General features: G+C 62.6%; 18 protein-coding genes. 10 read left to right on the top strand and 8 right to left on the bottom strand.

What is annotated here, in order from left to right; all coding sequences use genetic code 11:
• Window positions 1-59: 59 nt before the first annotated feature.
• On the top strand, window positions 60-914 hold the full coding sequence (locus IM733_RS14180; RefSeq protein ID WP_248917255.1) for a D-hexose-6-phosphate mutarotase: 855 nt from the start codon (window positions 60-62) through the stop codon (window positions 912-914).
• On the opposite strand, the gene hexR is transcribed toward IM733_RS14180, so the two are convergent.
• Window positions 907-1,770, bottom strand: coding sequence for a DNA-binding transcriptional regulator HexR (gene hexR / locus IM733_RS14175; RefSeq protein WP_181427842.1), 864 nt, complete (start codon window positions 1,768-1,770; stop codon window positions 907-909). The genes IM733_RS14180 and hexR overlap by 8 nt on opposite strands.
• A gap of 211 nt (window positions 1,771-1,981) precedes the next feature.
• On the opposite strand from hexR, the gene zwf reads away from it, so the two are divergent.
• The 3 genes from zwf to IM733_RS14160 are packed head-to-tail and all read left to right on the top strand — an operon-like array spanning window position 1,982 to window position 4,843.
• Entirely contained in the window at window positions 1,982-3,451 is a 1,470-nt protein-coding gene (gene zwf, locus IM733_RS14170) for a glucose-6-phosphate dehydrogenase (protein WP_248917254.1), read from the top strand.
• Entirely contained in the window at window positions 3,438-4,151 is a 714-nt protein-coding gene (gene pgl, locus IM733_RS14165; protein ID WP_248917253.1) for a 6-phosphogluconolactonase, read from the top strand. Before zwf ends, pgl begins: the two co-directional genes overlap by 14 nt.
• 17 nt (window positions 4,152-4,168) lie before the next feature.
• On the top strand, window positions 4,169-4,843 hold the full coding sequence (locus IM733_RS14160) for a bifunctional 4-hydroxy-2-oxoglutarate aldolase/2-dehydro-3-deoxy-phosphogluconate aldolase (RefSeq protein ID WP_011535458.1): 675 nt from the start codon (window positions 4,169-4,171) through the stop codon (window positions 4,841-4,843).
• A gap of 101 nt (window positions 4,844-4,944) precedes the next feature.
• On the opposite strand, the gene IM733_RS14155 is transcribed toward IM733_RS14160, so the two are convergent.
• From IM733_RS14155 to IM733_RS14125, 7 genes are all read right to left on the bottom strand, one after another.
• Window positions 4,945-6,087, bottom strand: a complete 1,143-nt coding sequence (locus IM733_RS14155) for a merozoite surface protein 3b (RefSeq protein WP_248917252.1) — start codon at window positions 6,085-6,087, stop codon at window positions 4,945-4,947.
• 44 nt (window positions 6,088-6,131) lie between these two features.
• Entirely contained in the window at window positions 6,132-7,487 is a 1,356-nt protein-coding gene (locus IM733_RS14150) for a hypothetical protein (RefSeq protein WP_248917251.1), read from the bottom strand.
• Window positions 7,488-7,491: 4 nt separating this feature from the next.
• Window positions 7,492-8,724: a DUF6384 family protein gene (locus IM733_RS14145; RefSeq protein ID WP_248917250.1), complete on the bottom strand. Its 1,233-nt coding sequence runs from the start codon at window positions 8,722-8,724 to the stop codon at window positions 7,492-7,494.
• 200 nt (window positions 8,725-8,924) lie between these two features.
• On the bottom strand, window positions 8,925-10,598 hold the full coding sequence (leuA, locus tag IM733_RS14140) for a 2-isopropylmalate synthase (protein WP_248917249.1): 1,674 nt from the start codon (window positions 10,596-10,598) through the stop codon (window positions 8,925-8,927).
• 405 nt (window positions 10,599-11,003) lie between these two features.
• On the bottom strand, window positions 11,004-11,831 hold the full coding sequence (locus IM733_RS14135) for a M23 family metallopeptidase (protein WP_248917248.1): 828 nt from the start codon (window positions 11,829-11,831) through the stop codon (window positions 11,004-11,006).
• Window positions 11,832-11,834: 3 nt separating this feature from the next.
• Window positions 11,835-13,214 (bottom strand): exodeoxyribonuclease VII large subunit, encoded by a 1,380-nt coding sequence (gene xseA, locus IM733_RS14130; protein ID WP_248917247.1) that lies wholly within the window; start codon window positions 13,212-13,214, stop codon window positions 11,835-11,837.
• A gap of 103 nt (window positions 13,215-13,317) precedes the next feature.
• Window positions 13,318-14,196 (bottom strand): LysR family transcriptional regulator, encoded by an 879-nt coding sequence (locus IM733_RS14125; protein ID WP_248917246.1) that lies wholly within the window; start codon window positions 14,194-14,196, stop codon window positions 13,318-13,320.
• 97 nt (window positions 14,197-14,293) lie between these two features.
• Between IM733_RS14125 and IM733_RS14120 the strand changes: the two genes are divergently transcribed.
• The 6 genes from IM733_RS14120 to IM733_RS14095 all read left to right on the top strand — a co-directional run bounded on the left by IM733_RS14120 (window position 14,294) and on the right by IM733_RS14095 (window position 20,781).
• Window positions 14,294-15,049: a sulfite exporter TauE/SafE family protein gene (locus IM733_RS14120; RefSeq protein ID WP_248917245.1), complete on the top strand. Its 756-nt coding sequence runs from the start codon at window positions 14,294-14,296 to the stop codon at window positions 15,047-15,049.
• Between the two features lie 50 nt (window positions 15,050-15,099).
• The gene (locus IM733_RS14115) at window positions 15,100-15,657 is read left to right on the top strand and encodes a sugar ABC transporter ATPase (RefSeq protein WP_248917244.1); all 558 of its coding nucleotides are present in this window, start codon (window positions 15,100-15,102) and stop codon (window positions 15,655-15,657) included.
• 86 nt (window positions 15,658-15,743) lie between these two features.
• Window positions 15,744-17,213 (top strand): IMP dehydrogenase, encoded by a 1,470-nt coding sequence (gene guaB / locus IM733_RS14110; protein WP_248917243.1) that lies wholly within the window; start codon window positions 15,744-15,746, stop codon window positions 17,211-17,213.
• A gap of 75 nt (window positions 17,214-17,288) precedes the next feature.
• Complete coding sequence (gene guaA, locus IM733_RS14105; protein WP_248917242.1) at window positions 17,289-18,866, top strand: glutamine-hydrolyzing GMP synthase; 1,578 nt, start codon at window positions 17,289-17,291, stop codon at window positions 18,864-18,866.
• Between the two features lie 392 nt (window positions 18,867-19,258).
• A complete protein-coding gene (locus tag IM733_RS14100; RefSeq protein ID WP_248917241.1) occupies window positions 19,259-20,524 on the top strand; it encodes an S-type pyocin domain-containing protein in 1,266 nt (421 codons plus the stop codon).
• On the top strand, window positions 20,521-20,781 hold the full coding sequence (locus IM733_RS14095; protein ID WP_349292544.1) for a bacteriocin immunity protein: 261 nt from the start codon (window positions 20,521-20,523) through the stop codon (window positions 20,779-20,781). Before IM733_RS14100 ends, IM733_RS14095 begins: the two co-directional genes overlap by 4 nt.
• Window positions 20,782-20,921: the final 140 nt, after the last annotated feature.

The following is a 20,921-nucleotide window of genomic DNA, read 5'->3' as shown; positions in this document are numbered from 1 at the left end:
GTGGTTAGCGGGCATGGGCTGAGACAGCGCTATCTCGAACAACAAAAGAGCTTGGAACCATGCCCGAACATCCGCTACATCGCTTCTTCACGTCGCAACGGCCCAGGCCGATCTTCGAGTGGGAGCGTTACCAGCAGCGCGATGTACTGATCATCGATCACCCACGCTGCCAGGCGGTGTTCAGCCGCCAGGGCGCGCAGTTGCTGCATTTTCAGCCGGCCGGCGAAAAGCCCTGGCTGTGGTGCGCCGAGCAGTGGCCGCAAGTCGGCGCCATCCGTGGTGGCGTGCCGGTGTGCTGGCCCTGGTATGGCCGCCACCCCAGCGAGGACCTGTGGCCAGCCCACGGTTGGGCGCGATTGCTGGACTGGAAGCTGGTGGACAGCCGCGAGGATGAAGAGGGCGTGACGCTAAAGTGGCGCCTGGACCTGTGCGACTGGCAGGTCGATCTGCACGCCCGGCTGGGCGCAAGCATGGAACTGAGCCTGAGTACCGAGCACCAGGACAGCGAGCCTTGCCAGCTGAGCCATGCATTGTTGGCTTACTGGCGTATCAGCGACGTGTCGAAGATAGCGCTGTCTGGGCTTGAGGACATCGAAGGCTATGACCGCCTCAATCGCCAGGCCTGCCGCGAAGACGGCGCGCTGAAGCTGAAGGGCGGTTGCCAGAAGGTCTACCCAGGCACGCCAAAAGTGCAGTTGCAGGACCCGGCCTGGCAGCGCGAGCTGTGCATCGACACGGGCGACAGTGACGACACCGTGGTCTGGCACCCGGGCAACCGCCCGCTGATGGGCGTAAGCGGGCGCGAATGCCAAGGCTTCGTCTGCGTCGAGGCCACCAGCGGCAGCGGCGAGGGCCTGAGCCTGGCGCCGGGCGAGCGCGCGCACCTGCGGTTGCAGGCGCATCGGCTCAGCTGAGGTCGTCGTCCTCGATCGGGTAGCGGCTGGCGTTGAGGCTTTCCTTGATCTTGCGCAGGTGCGGCTGGAAGTCCACGCCGCGGCGTAGGGTCATGCCGGTGGCGAGCACGTCGAGCACGGTGAGTTGGATGATCCGCGAGGTCATCGGCATGTAGATGTCGGTGTCCTCCGGCAGCGGGATGTGCAGGCTCAGGCTGCAGGCCTGGGCCAGTGGCGAGCCGGCGGCGGTCAAGCCCAGCACCGAGGCGCCGTTTTCACGGGCCAGGCGCGCCACCTCGACCAGTTCGCGGGTGCGCCCGGTGTAGGAGATGATCACGAACAGGTCACCGGTGTGCGCCACCGAGGCCAGCATGCGCTGCATCAGCACGTCGGCGTGAGCCGATACGGCAAGGTTGAAGCGGAAGAACTTGTGTTGTGCATCCAGGGCCACCGGGGCTGAAGCACCGAGGCCGAAGAAATGGATTTGCCGGGCCTGGATCATCATGTCCACGGCGCGGCTGACCTGCTGCGGGTCGAGCGCCTGGCAGGCGCTGTCCAGCGAGGCGATGGCGCTACCGAAGATCTTCTGGGTGTAGGCGGCCGGGTCGTCGTCGGCTTCCACCGCCCGGCTGACGTAGGCGGCGCCGCTGGCCAGGCTCTGGGCCAGTTGCAGCTTGAGCTCCGGGTAGCCGCTGACACCGAACGAGCGGCAGAAGCGGTTGACGGTCGGTTCGCTGACCTTGGCCGCCTGGGCCAGGGCAGCGATGCTGAAGCGGGTGGCTTGTTGCGGGTTGAGCAGGATGACTTCGGCGACTTTGCGTTCAGCCTTGTTCAGCTCGTCCAGGCGGCCCTGGATCTGTTCCAGGAGGTTTCGCACGCGGTCCATGGTGTGTCCTTGGGGGCTCAGAGACAGCCGGCTGGCGCGACAGCAGGCTTTTTGCAGTGTTGTGTATCCTACTGGCGGTGGGGTTGCCACACCACTTGTCTGTAATGGATGTGTTTAATGTTGTGGTTTTTACTACATTAGCCCTTGAAAAGCAGGGTTGAAAGCGGTATTCCTAGCTCAACTTTATAAAAGAACCAACATCATGGCTGCGATCAGTGTCGAACCTTGCACCTTTGCCCTCTTCGGCGCCCTCGGCGACCTGGCATTGCGCAAGCTGTTTCCCGCGCTCTATCAGCTCGACTGCGCCGACCTCCTGCACCCGGACACCCGCCTGCTGGCCCTGGCCCGCGAGCCGGGCACCGCGCAGGAGCACCTGGGTACCATCGAGGCGCACCTGCGCCGCCACGTGCCCGCGACGGAAATCGACGCAGCAGCGCTTGAACGCTTTCTCGGGCGCCTGACCTACCAGCATCTGGATTTCGTCCAGCCCGAGGGCTACCAGGCCCTGGCCGAGCAGGCGCCGGCCGAGTTGCCGTTGATCGCCTACTTCGCCACGGCGGCAGCGGTCTATGGCGCCATCTGCGAAAACCTCGACAAGGCCGGCCTTGCCGCGCGCACCCGGGTAGTGCTGGAAAAGCCCATCGGTCACGACCTGGAATCGTCGCGCCGGGTCAACGACGCGGTGGCGCGCTTCTTCCCGGAGAACCGGGTCTACCGCATCGACCACTATCTGGGTAAAGAGACGGTCCAGAACCTGATCGCCCTGCGCTTCGCCAACAGCCTGTTCGAAACCCAGTGGAACCAGAACTCCATCTCCCACGTAGAGATCACCGTCGCCGAAAAAGTCGGCATCGAGGGCCGCTGGGGCTACTTCGACAAGGCCGGCCAACTGCGCGACATGATTCAGAACCACCTGCTGCAACTGCTCTGCCTGATCGCCATGGACCCGCCCAGTGACCTGTCGGCCGACAGCATCCGCGACGAGAAGGTCAAGGTGCTCAAGGCGCTGGCGCCGATCACCGGCGAGGGGCTGAGCACCCGCGTGGTGCGCGGCCAGTACATCGCTGGCTACAGCGACGGCAAGCCGGTGCCGGGTTATCTGGAGGAAGACAACGCCAACGCCCAGAGCGACACCGAGACCTTCGTTGCCCTGCGCGCCGACATCCGCAACTGGCGCTGGTCGGGCGTGCCGTTCTACCTGCGCACCGGCAAGCGCATGCCGCAGAAGCTGTCGCAAATCGTCATTCACTTCAAGGAAACCCCGCACTACATCTTCGCCCCGGAGCAACGTCTGCAGATCGGCAACAAGCTGATCATCCGCCTGCAACCGGACGAAGGTATTTCGCTACGGGTGATGACCAAGGAGCAGGGCCTGGACAAGGGCATGCAACTGCGCAGTGGCCCGCTGCAACTGAATTTCTCCGACACCTGGCGCAGTGCGCGGATTCCCGACGCCTACGAGCGCTTGTTGCTGGAAGTAATGCGCGGCAACCAGAACCTGTTCGTGCGCAAGGATGAGATCGAATACGCCTGGAAATGGTGCGATCAGCTGATCGCCGGCTGGAAAGCCAGCGGCGATGCGCCCAAGCCCTATGCGGCGGGTTCCTGGGGGCCGATGAGCTCGATAGCACTGATCACACGTGATGGGAGGGCCTGGTATGGCGATATCTGAACTGCAACTGCCGGCGACGGTGAAGGCGCATCAGTTGGCGGATGCGAAAACCCTGGCGGCGACCCTGGCCCACGATGTGGCCGAGCGCTTGCGCCAGGCCATCGCCAGCAACGGCCAGGCCTGCGTGGTGCTGTCCGGTGGTCGTAGCCCGGTGCCGTTTCTCGAGAAGCTGGCCGGCGAGGAGCTGGACTGGTCGAAGGTGACCGTGAGCCTGGCCGATGAGCGCTGGGTACCAGTGGAGCACCAGGACAGCAACGCCGGCCTGCTGGCCCGCCACCTGTTCAAGGGCGCGGCGGCCAAGGCGCGTTTTATCGGCCTGTACCAGAGCGCCGCGACCTTGGAGGCCGCCGCTGAGCAGGCCGATCAAGTGCTCGCCGACCTGCCGTCGATCGATGTGCTGGTGCTGGGCATGGGTGACGATGGCCACACGGCTTCGCTGTTCCCAGCCAGCCCCAACCTGCGCCAGGGCTTGGCCAAGGTCGGTGAGCGTCGCTGCATGGCGATGTTGGCGCCCAGCGTGCCGCACCAACGCCTGAGCATGACCCGTGCGCTGCTGGCCAGCGCCGGGTTCATCGCCCTGTCCGTGCAAGGCGCGGGCAAGCTTGCCACCCTGCGTGCCGCCCTGGCGGCCGAAGACCCTACCGAAATGCCGATTCGCGCCTTTCTTCACGACCCCCTGGACATCTACTGGTGCCCATGAGCCAAGGATCTACTGTCATGACCACCCTCGAACGCCCACAGCCTTTGCTCTCGATGGCCGACAAAGCCGCGCGGATCGACGCGATCTGCGACCAGGCGCGCATCCTGCCGGTGATCACCATCGCCCGTGAGGAAGACATCCTGCCCCTGGCCGACGCCCTGGCCGCTGGGGGCATCCGCACCCTGGAGGTGACGCTGCGTTCGCAGCATGGCCTGAAGGCCATCCAGGTGCTGCGCGAGCAGCGCCCGGAGCTGTGCGTTGGCGCCGGTACCGTGCTCGATCGCGGCATGTTCGCTGCTGTCGAAGCGGCGGGTGCGCAGTTCGTCGTCACCCCGGGCATCACCCAGGACATCCTCGAGGCCGGTGTGGAAAGCGACATTCCGCTGCTGCCCGGTATCAGCACGCCGTCCGAAATCATGATGGGCTACGCCCTTGGTTACCGCCGCTTCAAGCTGTTCCCGGCCGAGATCAGCGGTGGCGTGGCGGCGATCAAAGCGTTCGCCGGCCCGTTCGGCGACATTCGCTTCTGCCCGACCGGCGGGGTGAACCCGGCCAACGTGCGCAACTACATGGCCCTGCCCAATGTGATGTGCGTGGGCGGCACCTGGATGCTCGACAGCAGCTGGATCAAGAACGGCGACTGGGCGCGGATCGAGGCGTGCAGCGCCGAGGCGATGGCGCTGCTGGACTGACAGATTTCGTTGTGTGCTACACGGCTTGTGGGGCGCTTGGTCGGCGCCCCTTTTTTTCGCCTGAAGGTTTTTGGTGTTTGGGTTGGCTGCCTGGGTGCCGATCACTGCGAGGCTTTGGTCAGCAAGCTGGAGAAGGCGCGCTTGGCGTCCTCCACGGCGTTGGAGATTTCCAGCGCAGCCTTGGTCGACTCGGCCCGGTAGGTTTCGGTGAGGCCTTTCATGTCATTCTGGAAGTCCAGGGTGGCCTGGGCCAGGGCGCGGACCGACTCGACACGCAGGGTTGAGCCGTAGCTGGCTTTCATCGCCGCCCCCAGTTGCTGGTTACCCAGATCGCCCAGGGCTTCCAGGCCCTTGTTGATACCAGCGGTGGTGGCGTTGAGGGTATGGGTGGCCTCGGCCATGCCCTGGTTGGCAGTGAACGAGACGGCAAGGCTGGTGAGCACGACTTCGTTGGTGGCGAAGAATGACACCATGCGCTGGTACTGACGCTCCTTGACCGCATGCACCTGGCTGATGCGAGCGAATACCATCTCGGCGGTGTTGTAGCCGACCCGTAGGTCGTCAGCGATATCCTTGACGATCTGGTAGCTTTTGTCTTCGTTCTGCAGGGCTCGCACCGCTTCGTCACGCGCCAGCTCCAGTGCCGCGATGCGGGCGGGCGCTTCACTCGCGGCCGCAGCCACGGTAGCGTTGGCGGTGTCCAGGGCAGCGGTGCGCTCCTGCAGAGACTGCCCTGCGATGGCCAGTACTTGCTGGGCATCGACCTCGGCAGTTTTCATGGCCAGGCGGAAGTCCATGTACGCTTCCAGGATCAGGTTTTCGCGGGTGATCTGGTCGCTGGCGGCCTCGCACACGTCGAGGTAGTGCTTGCGGATGTCCTCGAAACGGCTCGGGATCGAGCCTCGCAGCATGCGCATCCAGGCCATCTTGAGGCGTTCGAAAGTATCCAGGCGACCATCGTCCATCCATGTGGCCATGGCGGCCGCATCTTCACGAATCGACGTGAAGCTGTCGGTGATCTCCATGTAGCGGTGAGAGATGTCCATCCCGGCGATCTGCTCGCGTACGGTCTGGTTGAACAGCGATGCCTGCTGCAGTACTGCGGCGATGCCGGTGACGCGCTGGTTGTCGTAGTGCGCGACCTTGTCCAGCAGGGTCAGTACTGGCGTTGGCTGGGGCGCTTGACCGAAGGCGATGCCGAGTTTGCGCAGGCCGTCTAGGGCGCGTTCGAGGTATTGGCTCATGGTGATCCTTGCCTGAGTGGATATCTGCTATTGAGTTGCGCGATTCAGAAACTGTTGGTGGTGCGAAAACCACCACCGCCGGAACTGCTGGAGGTGCTGAAACCGCCTCCACCGAAACTGCCTGAGGTGCCATGGGAGCCGGTCGAGTCGTTGCCCCGGCTGGGGCTGCTGCTGTCATCCCGGCGCTGTGGCGACACGAACTGCCGGCCTTCATCGAGCAAACGCTGCACTTCGGCCTGCTCCAGCTGGCCGCGCATGTAGTCGACAAGTAGTTGTTCGATGGGCTGTTGCAGCCGGTACTCATGGCTTGTATCGCGGTAATGGGCATCGCGCAGCGCGTACTCCAGGGTCTTGGCCCGGTCATAGCGTTGGCGCTGTTTGTCGCTCTCATCGCGCAGGCCTTTCAGATGCTGCTGAATCTCCCGTAGCCGCGCGTGCAGCAACTGCAGGTCGCTTACCAACACGTCGTCTTCCGGGTTCGGTGTCCTGGCCGCCTCAATGATCAGCTCGGCCAAGGGGCGTGCCCTGAGCCTGTCGGTGATGCTCTGGCGAATCTGCAACAGGTAGGGATCGCGCTGCTGATTGAAGTCGTCCAGTTGAGCCTGCAGCGAACTGGCGTGGGCCTTGGCCTCGTTCAACAGCACTTCCAGCGTTTGTTCCTCGGCCAACAAGGCCTGCATGCCAGCTGCTTCACGGGCTTTTTCCAGATGTTGCTGGTGCTGCGCCTGTAATTGCTGCCGCATCTGGGAGAGGGCCTGGCGCTGGGTCTCGTTGCGCGTGTACATGGCCAGCAAGGTCTGTTCGTTGGCGTAGTTGGCGTGAAAGTCGACCTTGCGCGCCAGGTAGTCGTCCAGCGTGCGCTGGAAGAGGTAAGGTCGGTATTGCTCGGTGCCATAGCCACAGGCCTTGAGAAAACGGTAGAGCGGGTTGCTCTTGTAGCCCTCCAGCTTGTTGGCGCACTCGTTGCGGATTTCCTCGTAGCCGGCATCGGACTGCTGTTCGGCTTGCTGGTTTGCACTCAGTTGTTCCAGCAATTGGGCGAAAGCCGGGTCGTGGTCTAGCAGGCGCTGTGCCTGGGCATCGAGTTGGCCGAGATCACTGCGCACCTGCTGACGTTTGTCCAGTCGGGCGGCTATCAGTTGCTCGGCCCGTTCCAGCGCCTGGACCAGGGCCGCTCGGGCGTGCTCGCGCTGCTCGAACAACTGCCGGGTCTGCAGATCCTGGTCGGGGTCGATATTCAGCTTCAGGATGGCGATCTGGCCCAGCTTCGAGGTGATCTGGTCTTCCAGCCGGGCCTCCTGGTCGAGCTGGGTATACAGCGCCTGCTCGGCTTCACGCCTGGTCTGTTCGGCCACGCGTGAGTTGTGTTCGAGCGCATTGACAAGGGCGATCGGTGTCATGGCATCACCATTCCAGAATCATGTCAGGGGTGGCATTGGTGCTCTGGCTGAAGTGCATGCTCAGGCTGTTCACCGGTTTTCTGCCGACCAGGCGTTGGCTGATATGGCCATCTTCGAGCTTGTCCTGCCGGATACGCAGGTATTCGTCGTAGCTGACGCGCACACCGAAACGATTGGCCCAATGGGTCTTGCCGGTCTCCACGCTGGTCACCGGCACCCACGTCTGCTTGCCGGCAGCGTCGAAGGGTTCGACGATCAGGTACCAGCTTTTGCCTCGTGTGCTGTTCGGGCTGCAGCCGGCATTCTCGTAGCAGCGCTCCACGCCGGACTTGATGCCGGGGCGATCAATCAGCTCGATGGTCAGGGGTTCGGCAGCGTAGTTCAGGTAGTCCTTCACTGCGTCGAGGGTGGCGTCGGCCTTTTTCAGTTGCAGCTCGGCGATATCTTTACCGGCACGGTTGAGCCAGTCAGCCAGTTGCTCATGATCAGCGTTGGGCAGTGGCATGGCATTCAGGCGACCTTGCAGTTGCTGCTGCCGGTCGCGGCTGATGTAGACGTGCTCTACGCGGTTGAGTCGTTTTCTGGCCTTTGCCAGGTTGTTTTGTGCGCCGACCAACACGAAGTACGCTTGTTCGATTCGGGCATTGAAGGGCGCGCGGTTGTCGCGGGTGATCGGATCGGGTCGCACGACATTCAATGATTGGCTGGGGCTGGGCAGCAGGCGTTCGACCTTGACGAGCAGATCCGCCACCACTGGAACCGGTTGGCGTGCCTGGCGTGCCTTGGCTTGCTCCAAACGCTGGCGTTGTACGGCGATATCCATCTGCAACAGTTGAACGTCGATGGCCAACTGGTCGGCGCTTAGACCCGCCCTGATGTTTAACCCGCTCTCCACCAGAAAGAGCGTGCCCAGGCCCAGGGCGATCAGCAGCACACTGTAGGCCACGCTTTTGAGCAACGGACGGTAGGCCATGGCCATGCGCGTCAGCAGGCGCTGCGTGAAGCCCAGGGTAGGGGCTTGGAACTCGAGGCGTCGTGCGAAGAATTGGCGTACACCTTCCTCGACTGTTGCTTCGTCGAAGGTAATGCCATGGCTCTGGTAATAAGTGCGAATGCCTTCGGCCACTTCGGCACGGCGCCGAGGCAAGTCAAGGTGTTCCTGGATGGCCATTTCACGGTGACGCAGTTGGTCAACCAGCCCCATGGCGCCGATCCGTTCGCTCAGTGGGATGCTCATCGGTTGCATTCCAGGGGGCGGTGGCGCGGTGCGCGTACCGGGCAATAGCTCATGGTGCTCCTTGCATGAGTGGGGGAGGGCTCGCGCAGTATACCCGTGAATAAAGGCCCAATGATGGCCTGGTCTCTGCAGCCTGTTAATCCTATCCAGCGCCCACAAAAAAGCCCGCATCTCTGCGGGCTCTCTGGTCGATCAGCGCATCAGGCCGCTTTGGCCTGCTGCTGGCTCAGCGACCGGTTCAGCGCGCTGAACAGCGCCTTGAAACTGGCAGTGGTGATGTTCTCGTCGATCCCCACGCCATGCACCGGACGTCCACCGGCCACGCGCAGTTCAATGTACGCCGCCGCCTTGGCGTTGGTACCGGCACTGATGGCATGTTCGTTGTAGTCCATGATCTCCACGTTGACCGGCAAGCCGGCCACCAGCGCCTCCAGGGCGCCGTTGCCCTTGCCGTGCCAGTGCAGGGTAGTCTCGCCTTCACCGGAGACTTCCACCTGCACGTGGCTGCTACCGTTCTCTTCCTGCAGGCGGTGGCTGACCAGCGCGTACGGAGCGTTGGCTTGCAGGTATTCCTTCTGCAGCAGCTTGTAGATCTGCTCGGCGGTCATTTCCAGGCCCAGGCGGTCGGTTTCGCCCTGCACGACCTGACTGAACTCGATCTGCATGCGACGCGGCAGGCTGATGCCGTATTCCTGCTCGAGCAGGTAGGTGATGCCGCCCTTGCCCGACTGGCTGTTGACGCGGATCACCGCCTCGTAGCTGCGGCCGATGTCGGCCGGGTCGATCGGCAGGTACGGTACTTCCCAGAGTTCGCCTTCCTGCTGCTTGGCGAAGCCCTTGCGGATGGCGTCCTGGTGCGAGCCGGAGAAGGCGGTGTGGACCAGGTCGCCGACGTACGGGTGACGCGGGTGAACCGGCAGCTGGTTGCACTCTTCGACGACCTTGCGCACGCCGTCGATGTCGGAGAAGTCCAGCTGCGGATCGATGCCTTGGGTGTAGAGGTTCAGGGCGAGGGTGACCAGGTCGACGTTGCCGGTGCGCTCGCCGTTGCCGAACAGGCAGCCTTCGGCACGGTCGGCGCCAGCCATCAGGCCCAGTTCGGTGGCGGCGATGCCAGTGCCGCGGTCGTTGTGGGTGTGCAAGCTGATGATCACGCTGTCGCGACGGTTGATGTTGCGGCAGAACCATTCGATCTGGTCGGCGTAGACGTTGGGGGTAGCGACTTCGACGGTGGCCGGCAGGTTGAGGATGATCTTGTGCTCAGGCGTCGGGTTCCACACCTCGATCACCGCGTCGCAGACTTCTTTGGCGAACTCCAGTTCAGTGGCGCTGAAGGTCTCCGGCGAGTACTGGAAGGTCCACTGCGTTTCTGGCTGCTGGGCGGCGTACTTGACGAACAGCTTGGCGGCGTTGACCGCGATGTCCTTCACGCCTTGCTTGTCCTGATTGAAGACGATGCGGCGGAACGAAGGGCAGGTAGCGTTATACAGGTGGACGATGGCCTTCTTGGCGCCACGCAGGGATTCGAAGGTACGGGCGATCAGGTCTTCACGGGCTTGGGTGAGCACCTGGATGGTGGTGTCGTCCGGGATGTGGCCGTCTTCGATCAGGGTACGCACGAAGTCGAAGTCGGTCTGCGAGGCCGACGGGAACGAGGCTTCGATTTCCTTCACGCCCACCTGCACCAGGGTCTTCCAGAACCGCAGCTTCTTCTCCGAGTCCATCGGCTCGATCAGCGACTGGTTGCCATCACGCAGGTCGGAGCTGCACCAGATCGGGGCCTGGGTGATGGTTTTCGACGGCCAGGTGCGGTCGGGCAGGTCGATGGTCGGGAACGCGCGGTATTTCTTTGATGGGTCTTTGAGCATGGTCATGGAAGCAATCCTTTTATGTGCGGCCGTGATCGGGCCTGCCAAACGAAAACGAGAGAAAAAGGCGAGGCGACGCGATTCACCCTGGTAGTCGGGCGCTGACCAGGCAGAGGCTGCGGTGTTGTCGGAGCAGGGTGCTGAAGATGTTCATAGGCTCAACCCTAACCAGTGGGTTGGGGGATGGCAAGCATTGCGGGAAAATTGAGAGGAATGCTTAAAAAAGCGATATTTGCGAGATTGCGTGGCTGTTTTATTGGTTTTGTAGTGTCTGTGTTGCGCTGGTTTATTTGAATGCGCAAGCCGATCGGCCAGTGCCGTCTGCTTCGCGGGTAAACCCGCTCCTACAGGGACAAGGGCTGCTTGATAGCCTGTGGGAGCGGGTTTACCCGCGAAGAGTATGACGCAATCTCAGGGCTGGAACGCGCCGATGAAGATCGCCGGATCCACCCGGGCATCGTTCAGGCTGACGTTCCAGTGCATGTGCGGCCCGGTGGCCCGCCCGGTCGAGCCCACACGCCCGACCACCTCGCCCCGGCGCAGCACCTGCCCCGGTTTCACGTCGATCTTCGACATGTGGCAGAACATGCTGATGAACCCTTGGCCGTGGTCGACGAACACTGTGTTGCCATTGAAAAAGTAGTCGCCTACCAGGATTACCTTGCCGTTGGCCGGGGTCTTGATCGGCGTGCCTGCGGGCACGGCGAAATCCAGGCCGGCATGGGGGTTGCGCTCCTCGCCATTGAAGAAACGACGCACGCCGAACTTGCTCGACAGCGGGCCGTTGACCGGCTTGTCGAGAATCAGGTTGCTGGGCACGGCCGGGCTGAAGCTGCGATAGGCCTTGATTTGTTCGGCCAGCTCGCGGTCGATGCGCTTGAGGTCCTGGGGCTCAGGATTGACCTGGCGCTTGTTCTTCAGAGTGATGTGCTGTTCGGGGTACTTCTTGTTGCCCACGCTGAACGGGATGTTGCGCCCGTCCTGGGTAAGCACGGCGCTGCCCGGTTTTTGGGTCAGCGGGATACCGACGATGGCCAGCCAGTTGTCCTGTTCCCTGACCACCAGTACCGGCTTGCCATCGAAGCGCGCAGCCGGCGCGCTGGTGGACGGCCCCAGGTTGACCACGGCCACACCGCCGGGCACCGGCTTGTCGAGGGTGCGGGTGATGTAACTGGCCTGGGCCGTGGTGAGCGGCAGCAGCAGGGCGAGGGCGAGCAGGGGCGCGAGCAGGCGGGGCATGTGTCAGTCCAGTAGCGAGAGGGTGACCGGAGTCTGGTGGTTGTCCTCGACCCGCACCTTGAGCTCGCCTTCATTGAGGCGGGCGGTCAGGCGCTGGCCGTTGTGAGTCTGGGCGGCGCTGCGGATGGCCTGGCCGTGTTCATCGAGCAGGATGCTGTAGCCACGGGCGAGGGTGGCCAGTGGGCTGACCACCTGCAACGTCTGCAACTGCGCCTGGAAACGCTGGCGGCGGTCCTTGAGCACGTCGCGCATGGCTTTGGGCAGGCGTTCGGCGAGACTGTCCAGGCGCTGCTTCAGCAGTTTCAGGCTGCGCCCGGGGTGTTGCGCGGCCAGGCGTGTGTCGAGGCGACCGAGGCGCTCGTGACGCTGGTTCATGTTGAGCGCGAAGGCGCGGCGCAGGCGCATGTCCAGATCGTCCAGGCGTTGGGCCTGCTGGCGCAGGCGTTCGCCCGGGTGGTGCAGGCGCCGGGTCAGGCCTTCGACACGCAGGCGGTCGTGGGCCAGACGGCTTTGCATGCGCAGCAACAGGCGCCGCTGCAGGCTGTCGAGGCGCTGCCGCAGGCCGCTGCTGTCGGGAGCGAGCAGTTCGGCGGCGGCGGACGGCGTGGGGGCGCGCACATCGGCGACGAAGTCGCTGATCGACACGTCGGTCTCATGGCCCACGGCGCTGACGATCGGTGTGACGCAGGCGGCCACGGCGCGGGCCACGGCTTCTTCGTTGAAGCACCAGAGGTCCTCCAGCGAGCCGCCGCCACGGGCCAGGATCAGTGCGTCGAAGCCCTGCCGATCGGCCATCTGCAGGGCACGGACGATCTGGGCGATGGCCTCGCGGCCTTGCACGGCGGTGGGGATCAGGTTGAGTTCGACTTGCGGTGCGCGGCGGCGGAACACGCTGATGATGTCGCGGATCACTGCGCCGGTGGGCGAGGTGATGATGCCGATACGTTGCGGGTGGGCTGGCAGCGGCTGTTTGCGTTCGGTGCTGAACAGCCCCTCGGCGCCAAGCTTTTCCTTCAGTGCTTCGAAGGCCAGGCGCAAGGCGCCGTCGCCAGCCGGCTCGACGGTGTCGAGGATCAGTTGGTAGTCGCCACGGCCTTCGAACAGCGAGACCTTGCCGCGTACTCGCACCGCCAGGCCGTCACGCAGGGCCTGACGCACGCGCAGGGCGTTCTGCCGGAACAGCGCGCAGCGGATCTGCGCGCCGCTGTCCTTGAGGGTGAAGTACATGTGCCCGGAGGCCGGGCGGGCGAGGTTGGATATCTCGCCTTCCACCCAGACGCTGCGGAACACATCCTCCAGCAGCACGCGAGCGCGGCCGTTGAGCTGGCTGACGGTGAGGACCTCGCGGTCCAGGCCAAGTCGTTCGAAGGGGTCTTTGATCATGGCGGGCATCATAAAGGACATGGACGGGGTTGTCTGTGTTCGCCAGTCACGCAGCGCGCGCACTTGTCCGCCGTAGGAGCCAGCCTTGCTGGCGAAAGGGCATTCAGTTGCACATCGCCGTCACGAACTGATGCACCAGGTCCCCGGCATCCCGCCGACAAGCCAGCGCCACGGTACTTTGGCAAGCCTCGACCAGTGGCACGAAGCACACCGACGCCGGCGCGATCTCACGCATGCTCGCCGGCAGCAACGCCACCCCGAACCCCGCCTGAATCAGCTGCAACTGCGTGGTCTTGCGCGACACCACCTGCGCGGCCTGAGGGAAGAACCCTGCGCTCATGCACAGCGACGCCGACAGATAGCTCAGGCCGCCCCGTTGCCGATGGGGGATGGAGATGAAGCGCTCTTCACGCAGTTGCTCCAACCTCACGCTGGGTTCGGATGCCAGTGGATGTTGGGCGGCCACCGCCAGCAGCAACGGCTCATCGAACAAGGTGTGCAACACCACGCCCTCATGCTGGCGCAGCACGGGCAGGCGCAGCAGGCCGATCTCCAGGCGCCCCTCGGCGATATCCTCCAGTTGCGCTTCCGATGATTGCTGGGCGATCTCCAGGGACACGCCTGGGTTGTCATTCAGGTAACCGCCGAGCCGCGCGAGCAGTTGCCCGGTCAATGGCACGGTACTGGAGTGGTTCAGGCGCAGGCTGCCGCGCAGGCCCTGGCCGACTTCACGGGCCAGGCGCTCGGCCTTGTCCAGGTCTGCCAGCAGGCGGCGTGCCCGGCCGAGAAAAGCCAGCCCGGCAACGGTCAGCCGTGGCTGGCGGGCGGTGCGCTCGAACAGAGGCGTTGCCAACTGTTGTTCAAGTTCTTTGATCTGCCGGCTCAGGGCCGACTGGGCGATGTACAGCCGCTCGGCGGCGGCACTGAAGCTGCCGCTCTCGGCAATTTCGACGAAGTAGCGCAGTTGGCGGATCGAAGTCATGTCATGCCTTTTCGAGATGGCTTGCGGCGTAAAGGCATATTAGTCGGCATGGCTGGTGACTGGCTAACCTGCAGGTGTCATCCCAGGAGTCGTTGCAATGCTTGCCCAACTGTCGTTCTCCGGCCTCGACTGGCTGCCGATTCTGCTTGGTGTGGCCGTGGCGTATATCGTCTTTGGCATTGCCGGCTTCGGCACTGCGCTGGTCGCCGGCCCTGTGTTGATTCATTTCATGCCATTGTCGCGGATCGTTCCGCTGCTGGTCCTGCTGGATTTCGTCGCCTCCTTAGGCAATCTGCTGCCGTCCCGGCGGGATGTGGTGCGCGGCGAGTTGCTGCGTCTGTTGCCCTTCATGGCCGTGGGCTGCGCGTTGGGCGTGGTGTTCCTGCTGCACCTGAAGTCGGATCTGCTGCTGCTGATGATGGGACTGTTCGTCACTGCCTATGCGGTCTACGGCCTGGCGGTGAAGGTGCGGCCTGCGAGCCTGTCGGGCGCCTGGGCGGTACCCATGGGCACGGTGGGTGGGTTGTTCGGCGCCCTGTTCGGTAGTGGTGGTTTCTTGTATGCCATCTACCTGAGCGCCCGGTTGGAGGTGAAGGAGCAGGTACGGGCGACCCAGGTTGCGTTGATCGGTTGCAGCACGGTGGTGCGCCTGTCGCTGTTCATGATCGCCGGGGTGTATGCCGATACCAGCCTGCTGCTTCTGGCCGCTTGCCTGCTGCCGGTGATGTTTGCCGGTACCTGGCTGGGGCGCCGACTGACCCTGAAATTGTCCCGCGAGGCCTTCGTGCGGCTGATCACCTGGCTGGTGCTGGGCAGTGGCCTGGCGTTGATCGGTCGCTACCTGAGCGCCTGAGCTGACGGTAGAATTGCGCGACTATCGCTGTCCGCAGGCTCGCTTCGCTCATGAACACCCAAAGCATCATCGTCCCTAAACTGTCTACCGTGCCGGTCCACGAAGCCCGTGCCCGGGCCATCCTGCGTTGGTTGGTGCGCGAAAAGATCGTCGAGGAACAGCTGACCACCTGCGGCCGTACCGGCAACCGCATGGGGCATGCCCTGGCGCAGGGCGCGCGCAAGGTGGCCCTGCATCCGCAGAAGCTGCCGTTCGGCGAGCAGGTCAATGGCCTGGAGGTGATGCTCAAACGCTGCATCTATACCCCCACCGAAGGCTTTCTCGAAGAAGCCGGCTGCCCGGAGTGCCGGCGCGAAGTCGGTGAGCCGCTGTTCGAGAGCCTGGAGGAGTGGATGCCGGGGGTGAGCGACAACTTCACCTGCCCCCTGTGCGGCTTCGAGGACGACATCAATGGCTTTCTTTACCTGCAGCCATGTGCCTTTTCCAACCTCGGGTTCATCTTCAATAACTGGGGCGAGGCGGGCTTCACCCAGGCCTTCCTCGACAGCTTCGCCGACTGGCTCGACCAGCCGGTGGCCGTGGTGCAGGTAAAAGTGCCACAGGCCTGACCGAAGGCCCTTATTTTGCATTGAGCGGCGCGCCATGGATGGGTATAATGGCGCGCTTCCATTTTTCCCTCCCGGGAGCCCCCGCGATGCTGCGTATCAGCCAAGAAGCCCTGACCTTCGACGATATCCTCCTTGTACCCGGCTACTCCGAGGTACTGCCCAATGAAGTCAGTCTCAAGACACGTTTGACTCGTGGCATCGAGCTGAACATTCCCCTGGTTTCCGCCGCGATGGATACCGTCACCGAAGCGCGCCTGGCCATCGCCATGGCTCAGGAAGGTGGCATCGGCATCATCCACAAGAACATGACCATCGAACAGCAGGCCGGCGAAGTACGCAAGGTCAAGAAGTTCGAGGCTGGCGTGGTCAAGGACCCGATCACCATCGAGGCCGACGCCACCGTGCGCGACCTGTTCGACCTCACCCGCCTGAACAACATCTCCGGTGTTCCAGTGCTGGAGAACGGCGACCTGGTCGGTATCGTCACCTCCCGTGACGTGCGTTTCGAGACCCGCCTGGACGCCAAGGTCCGCGACGTGATGACCCCCAAAGAGCGTCTGGTCACCGTCCGCGAAGGCGCCGACAAGAACGAAGTCCGCGAGCTGCTGCACAAGCACCGCCTGGAAAAAGTCCTGATCGTCGACGGCAAGTTCGCCCTCAAAGGCATGATGACCGTCAAGGATATCGAAAAAGCCAAGGCATACCCGCTGGCCAGCAAGGACGACCAAGGTCGCCTGCGTGTCGGCGCCGCGGTCGGCACCGGCAAGGACACTGGCGAGCGCGTTGCGGCGCTGGTAGCAGCCGGCGTTGACGTAGTCGTCGTCGATACCGCCCACGGTCACTCCAAAGGCGTGATCGACCGCGTTCGCTGGGTCAAGGAAAACTACCCGCAGGTGCAGGTGATCGGCGGCAACATCGCCACCGGCGCCGCCGCCAAGGCCCTGGCTGAAGCCGGCGCCGACGCGGTCAAGGTCGGTATCGGCCCAGGCTCGATCTGCACCACCCGCATCGTCGCCGGTGTCGGCGTGCCGCAGATCAGCGCCATCGCCAACGTCGCTGCCGCACTGGAAGGCACTGGCGTGCCGTTGATCGCCGACGGCGGCATCCGTTTCTCGGGTGACCTGTCCAAGGCCATCGTCGCCGGTGCCTCGTGCGTGATGATGGGTTCGATGTTCGCCGGTACCGAAGAAGCGCCAGGCGAAGTCGAGCTGTTCCAGGGCCGTTCGTACAAGGCCTATCGCGGCATGGGCTCGCTGGGTGCCATGGCCCAGGCGCAAGGTTCTTCCGACCGTTACTTCCAGGATTCCTCGGCCGGCGCCGAGAAGCTGGTACCGGAAGGCATCGAAGGTCGCGTCCCTTACAAGGGCGCCCTGGCGGCAATCATCCACCAGCTGATGGGCGGCCTGCGTTCGTCCATGGGCTACACCGGCAGCGCGACCATCGAAGAGATGCGCACCAAGCCGGAGTTCGTGCGCATCACCGGTGCCGGCATGGCCGAGTCCCACGTGCATGACGTGCAGATCACCAAAGAAGCCCCTAACTACCGTGTAGGCTGAGGCTTCCAGCAATAGCAAGCGGGGCTGTCATGACAGCCCCGTGTCGTTTCCGATTTCCACTGACGAGATTGAGTCATGGCCCTCGACATTCACGCTCACCGCATCCTGATCCTCGATTTCGGTTCCCAGTACACCCAGCTGATCGCCCGCCGCGTGCGCGAAATCGGCGTGTACTGCGAGCTGCACCCGTTCGACATGGACGATGAAGCGATCCGCGAATTCAACCCGCGCGGCATCATCCTGGCCGGTGGCCCCGAGTCGGTCCACGAAGCCAACAGCCCGCGCGCCCCGCAGGCCGTGTTCGACCTGAAAGTCCCGGTGCTGGGCATCTGCTACGGCATGCAGACCATGGCCGAGCAGATGGGCGGCAAGGTCGAAGGTTCCGACCTGCGCGAGTTCGGCTATGCCCGCGTCGACGTGGTCGGCAAGAGCCGCCTGCTCGACGGCATCGAAGACCACGTCGACGATGACGGCGTGCTGGGCCTGGACGTGTGGATGAGCCACGGCGACAAGGTCACCCAGATGCCGGGCAACTTCAGCGTGCTGGCCAGCACCCCGAGCTGCCCGATCGCGGGCATGTACGACGACGCTCTTGGCTACTACGGCGTACAGTTCCACCCGGAAGTGACCCACACCAAGCAGGGCGGTCGCATCCTGTCGCGCTTCGTCCAGGACATCTGCGGCTGTGAAGCGCTGTGGACGCCGTCGAACATCGTCGAAGACGCCATCGCCCAGGTGCGCGAGCAAGTCGGTTCGGCCAACGTCCTGCTGGGCCTGTCCGGCGGCGTCGATTCGTCCGTGGTTGCCGCGCTGCTGCACCGCGCCATCGGCGACCAGCTGACCTGTGTGTTCGTCGACAACGGCCTGTTGCGCTTGCACGAAGGTGACCAGGTGATGGCCATGTTCAAAGAGAACATGGGGGTCAAGGTGATCCGCGCCGACGCTGAAAAGCAGTTCCTCGACAACCTGGAAGGCGAAGCCGACCCCGAGAAGAAGCGCAAGATCATCGGCCGCACCTTCATCGACGTGTTCGACGCCGAAGCCAGCAAACTGGACAACATCCAGTTCCTCGCCCAGGGCACCATCTACCCCGACGTGATCGAGTCGGCCGGCGCCAAGAGCGGCAAGGCCCACGTGATCAAGTCGCACCACAACGTCGGTGGCCTGCCTGAGGAGATGAACCTCAAGTTGGTCGAGCCGCTGCGTGAACTGTTCAAGGACGAAGTGCGCAAGATCGGCCTGGAGCTGGGCCTGCCGTACGACATGGTCTACCGCCACCCGTTCCCGGGCCCGGGCCTGGGCGTGCGCATCCTCGGTGAAGTGAAGAAAGAGTACGCCGACATCCTGCGTCGCGCTGATCACATCTTCATCGAAGAGCTGCGCAAGGCCGACTGGTACCACAAGACCAGTCAGGCGTTCGTGGTGTTCCAGCCGGTCAAGTCGGTCGGCGTCGTCGGCGACGGCCGTCGCTACGCCTGGGTCGTGGCCCTGCGTGCCGTCGAGACCGTGGACTTCATGACCGCGCGCTGGGCGCACCTGCCGTACGAGCTGCTGGAGACCGTCAGCGGCCGTATCATCAACGAAATCGCCGGCATCTCCCGCGTCACCTACGACGTGTCGAGCAAGCCGCCAGCCACTATCGAGTGGGAATGATCCCGCGCCCGCTTGTGGCTGACATCGATTAGTAAGATGTAACCTGAAGCCCGCGTAATCGCGGGCTTTCGGCTTTTTGGGTCTGGCAAATTCTGGCAGCTTGTGCATCGCCAAGCACCGTGTTTTCGTACAGAACCTAATTCTGTCAGCTGACCTTTGATATAGGCTAAGTGGGCCGTACTAGCTTGGTAGGAATTTTCTCTGCTGAGCTGGCTGTAAGTAGGATATGTCTGATTTTGTGAGGCTAATTAGCACTTTGCGCGAAAGGGTTGTTAGGTTGACGCTTCGAAAAATTTCAAGGGCGCGTTCTCAGCGAAAGTACGTATATGAGAAGACCTCAAAAATGGATTCGAGGCCATGGTGGAGAGGGCAGCCTTAGCTACCTGAGATATATGAGTGACGACGAGATCCGTGTGCGTGATGCGGCTCATCGAAAGTTCGAGGAGGAGGCCTCCAAGCGCTGCGAGCAGGAAGAAAAGCGACATCGTGAGTACGTAGAGCGACAGCGGAAAAAGAATCAGCCTGCGTTGCCTTGTACTGAATTCACCTTTGCCAAATCATGTAATGTGCCTGTCGGACACACTTGCTACCCTGACAAGGTTTCGTTTGACTCTTTGAATAGTTACGGCACTTTTGCCGTGCTTGGCACCCGTGACGCGATAGCGCCTAACGGCACACCGCTCAAATTGATCAGTAGTACCGCTTCGAGCCTGGCAGTGGCGTCAAGGCTTGGTCGAGGGGCGTTATCGCTGGGGTTGACTGAGTTGACTGTCGGAGCTGGGGTGGTTACTGGCGGGGTTGTTGGTACCGTTGCCATGCTGCTACCCAACGTCTCGGCAGACGACGATGTGTTTTACACCGTTGAGCAGTACGCTGACTTGAGCACAGCTGACACAGGCGTGCGGATCAACGTCAAATACCTACCCGATGGTGCTGTCAGTACTTACGGCTTTTACACTGGCAATAATCCTGCGTGGAAAGGCGTCCCAGTAATTGCTGCCAGGGCAAGAGGTGAACAGTTTGTCGCTGACCTCGGGGAAGGGGTTGAGCTGATCTGGACGCCAGCAGCCGAGCCAAACAAGGTGTTAGGCATTCCCGTGCTGGAGGGTGTGGATCACAAGCCTGTTCGTTTCGTATTTCCGGAGGCTCGGCAGGCAGAACAAATCCTGACCAACCCGGAGTTTCCGCCCGACTACCACGACCTCATCGTTTGGTTTCCAGTCGAGACCGGTATCCTGCCGATCTATCTTTCGCTGAGCATTCGAAATGGTCCGGGTGTGGTGACAGGGATTGGTCAGGACGTAATCGGAGTCTGGCTGGCTGGGGCGGGAGATGGAGAGGGTGTTCCTATCCCGACGCGAATTGCGGACAAGCTCAGGGGGCGTGAGTTTTCGAGCTTTGACGCGTTTAGGAAGGCATTTTGGATCGAGGTCGGAAAAGATCCAGTGCTGAGTAGCCAGTTCAACTCGTTGAATCGCGCTGATTTAAGGAAAGGTTTTTCTCCGGTGGCAGCGTCAGCTGGGCACGCAGGGAAGCGAATATCCTTTGAGTTACATCATGTTGAAAGGATCGCTGATGGAGGTGCTGTCTATGATGTAGACAATATCAGGGTCAGCACGCCAAAAAATCATATCGACAATCATAGGAGTGCAAAGTGATTGAGATTAAGAAGTCGCTTTCAGACTATACGGAGTTCCAGTTCACGGCGCTGATTAAAGCAATCTATGACGCCGAGTCTGAGGGTCAGCGGGATACATTACTTTTGCACTTTGAAGAGGTGGTGCCTCATCCGGCAGGTACTGATCTTTTGTACTATCCGGAACCTGGTGCGGATGACTCGCCCGAGGGGGTTACGGCAACAATTCAAGCCTGGTGCATGGCGAACAGTTTGCCGGGATTCAAGCCTCGTTTCTAACGCCATCAACTTGCGTCGGCACGGGCTCTTGAAGCGCTGGTTGGGGCAAGATCTATCAATAAACCCTAACTGGTCAGTGAGGCAGACACCGCAAACTGCCAGCCCCAACGGGTGGGAAGTGAGTGAGCCGCAAGGCGCCC

This window comes from Pseudomonas entomophila, assembly GCF_023277925.1.
GTDB classification, from domain to species: domain Bacteria; phylum Pseudomonadota; class Gammaproteobacteria; order Pseudomonadales; family Pseudomonadaceae; genus Aquipseudomonas; species Aquipseudomonas entomophila_D.
Note: the sequence above shows the minus strand (reverse complement) of the source record. Positions and strands in the feature narration are given on the sequence as shown.

Excerpts from the sequence above, each read along its gene's own strand:
- IM733_RS14180 (WP_248917255.1), top strand. The coding sequence starts at position 60 with ATGCCCGAACATCCGCTACATCGCTTCTTCACGTCGCAACGGCCCAGG.
- zwf (WP_248917254.1), top strand. The coding sequence starts at position 1,982 with ATGGCTGCGATCAGTGTCGAACCTTGCACCTTTGCCCTCTTCGGCGCC.
- pgl (WP_248917253.1), top strand. The coding sequence starts at position 3,438 with ATGGCGATATCTGAACTGCAACTGCCGGCGACGGTGAAGGCGCATCAG.
- IM733_RS14160 (WP_011535458.1), top strand. The coding sequence starts at position 4,169 with ATGACCACCCTCGAACGCCCACAGCCTTTGCTCTCGATGGCCGACAAA.
- IM733_RS14155 (WP_248917252.1), bottom strand. The coding sequence starts at position 6,087 with ATGAGCCAATACCTCGAACGCGCCCTAGACGGCCTGCGCAAACTCGGC.
- IM733_RS14150 (WP_248917251.1), bottom strand. The coding sequence starts at position 7,487 with ATGACACCGATCGCCCTTGTCAATGCGCTCGAACACAACTCACGCGTG.
- IM733_RS14145 (WP_248917250.1), bottom strand. The coding sequence starts at position 8,724 with ATGAGCATCCCACTGAGCGAACGGATCGGCGCCATGGGGCTGGTTGAC.
- leuA (WP_248917249.1), bottom strand. The coding sequence starts at position 10,598 with ATGACCATGCTCAAAGACCCATCAAAGAAATACCGCGCGTTCCCGACC.
- IM733_RS14135 (WP_248917248.1), bottom strand. The coding sequence starts at position 11,831 with ATGCCCCGCCTGCTCGCGCCCCTGCTCGCCCTCGCCCTGCTGCTGCCG.
- xseA (WP_248917247.1), bottom strand. The coding sequence starts at position 13,214 with ATGATCAAAGACCCCTTCGAACGACTTGGCCTGGACCGCGAGGTCCTC.
- IM733_RS14125 (WP_248917246.1), bottom strand. The coding sequence starts at position 14,196 with ATGACTTCGATCCGCCAACTGCGCTACTTCGTCGAAATTGCCGAGAGC.
- IM733_RS14120 (WP_248917245.1), top strand. The coding sequence starts at position 14,294 with ATGCTTGCCCAACTGTCGTTCTCCGGCCTCGACTGGCTGCCGATTCTG.
- IM733_RS14115 (WP_248917244.1), top strand. The coding sequence starts at position 15,100 with ATGAACACCCAAAGCATCATCGTCCCTAAACTGTCTACCGTGCCGGTC.
- guaB (WP_248917243.1), top strand. The coding sequence starts at position 15,744 with ATGCTGCGTATCAGCCAAGAAGCCCTGACCTTCGACGATATCCTCCTT.
- guaA (WP_248917242.1), top strand. The coding sequence starts at position 17,289 with ATGGCCCTCGACATTCACGCTCACCGCATCCTGATCCTCGATTTCGGT.
- IM733_RS14100 (WP_248917241.1), top strand. The coding sequence starts at position 19,259 with ATGAGTGACGACGAGATCCGTGTGCGTGATGCGGCTCATCGAAAGTTC.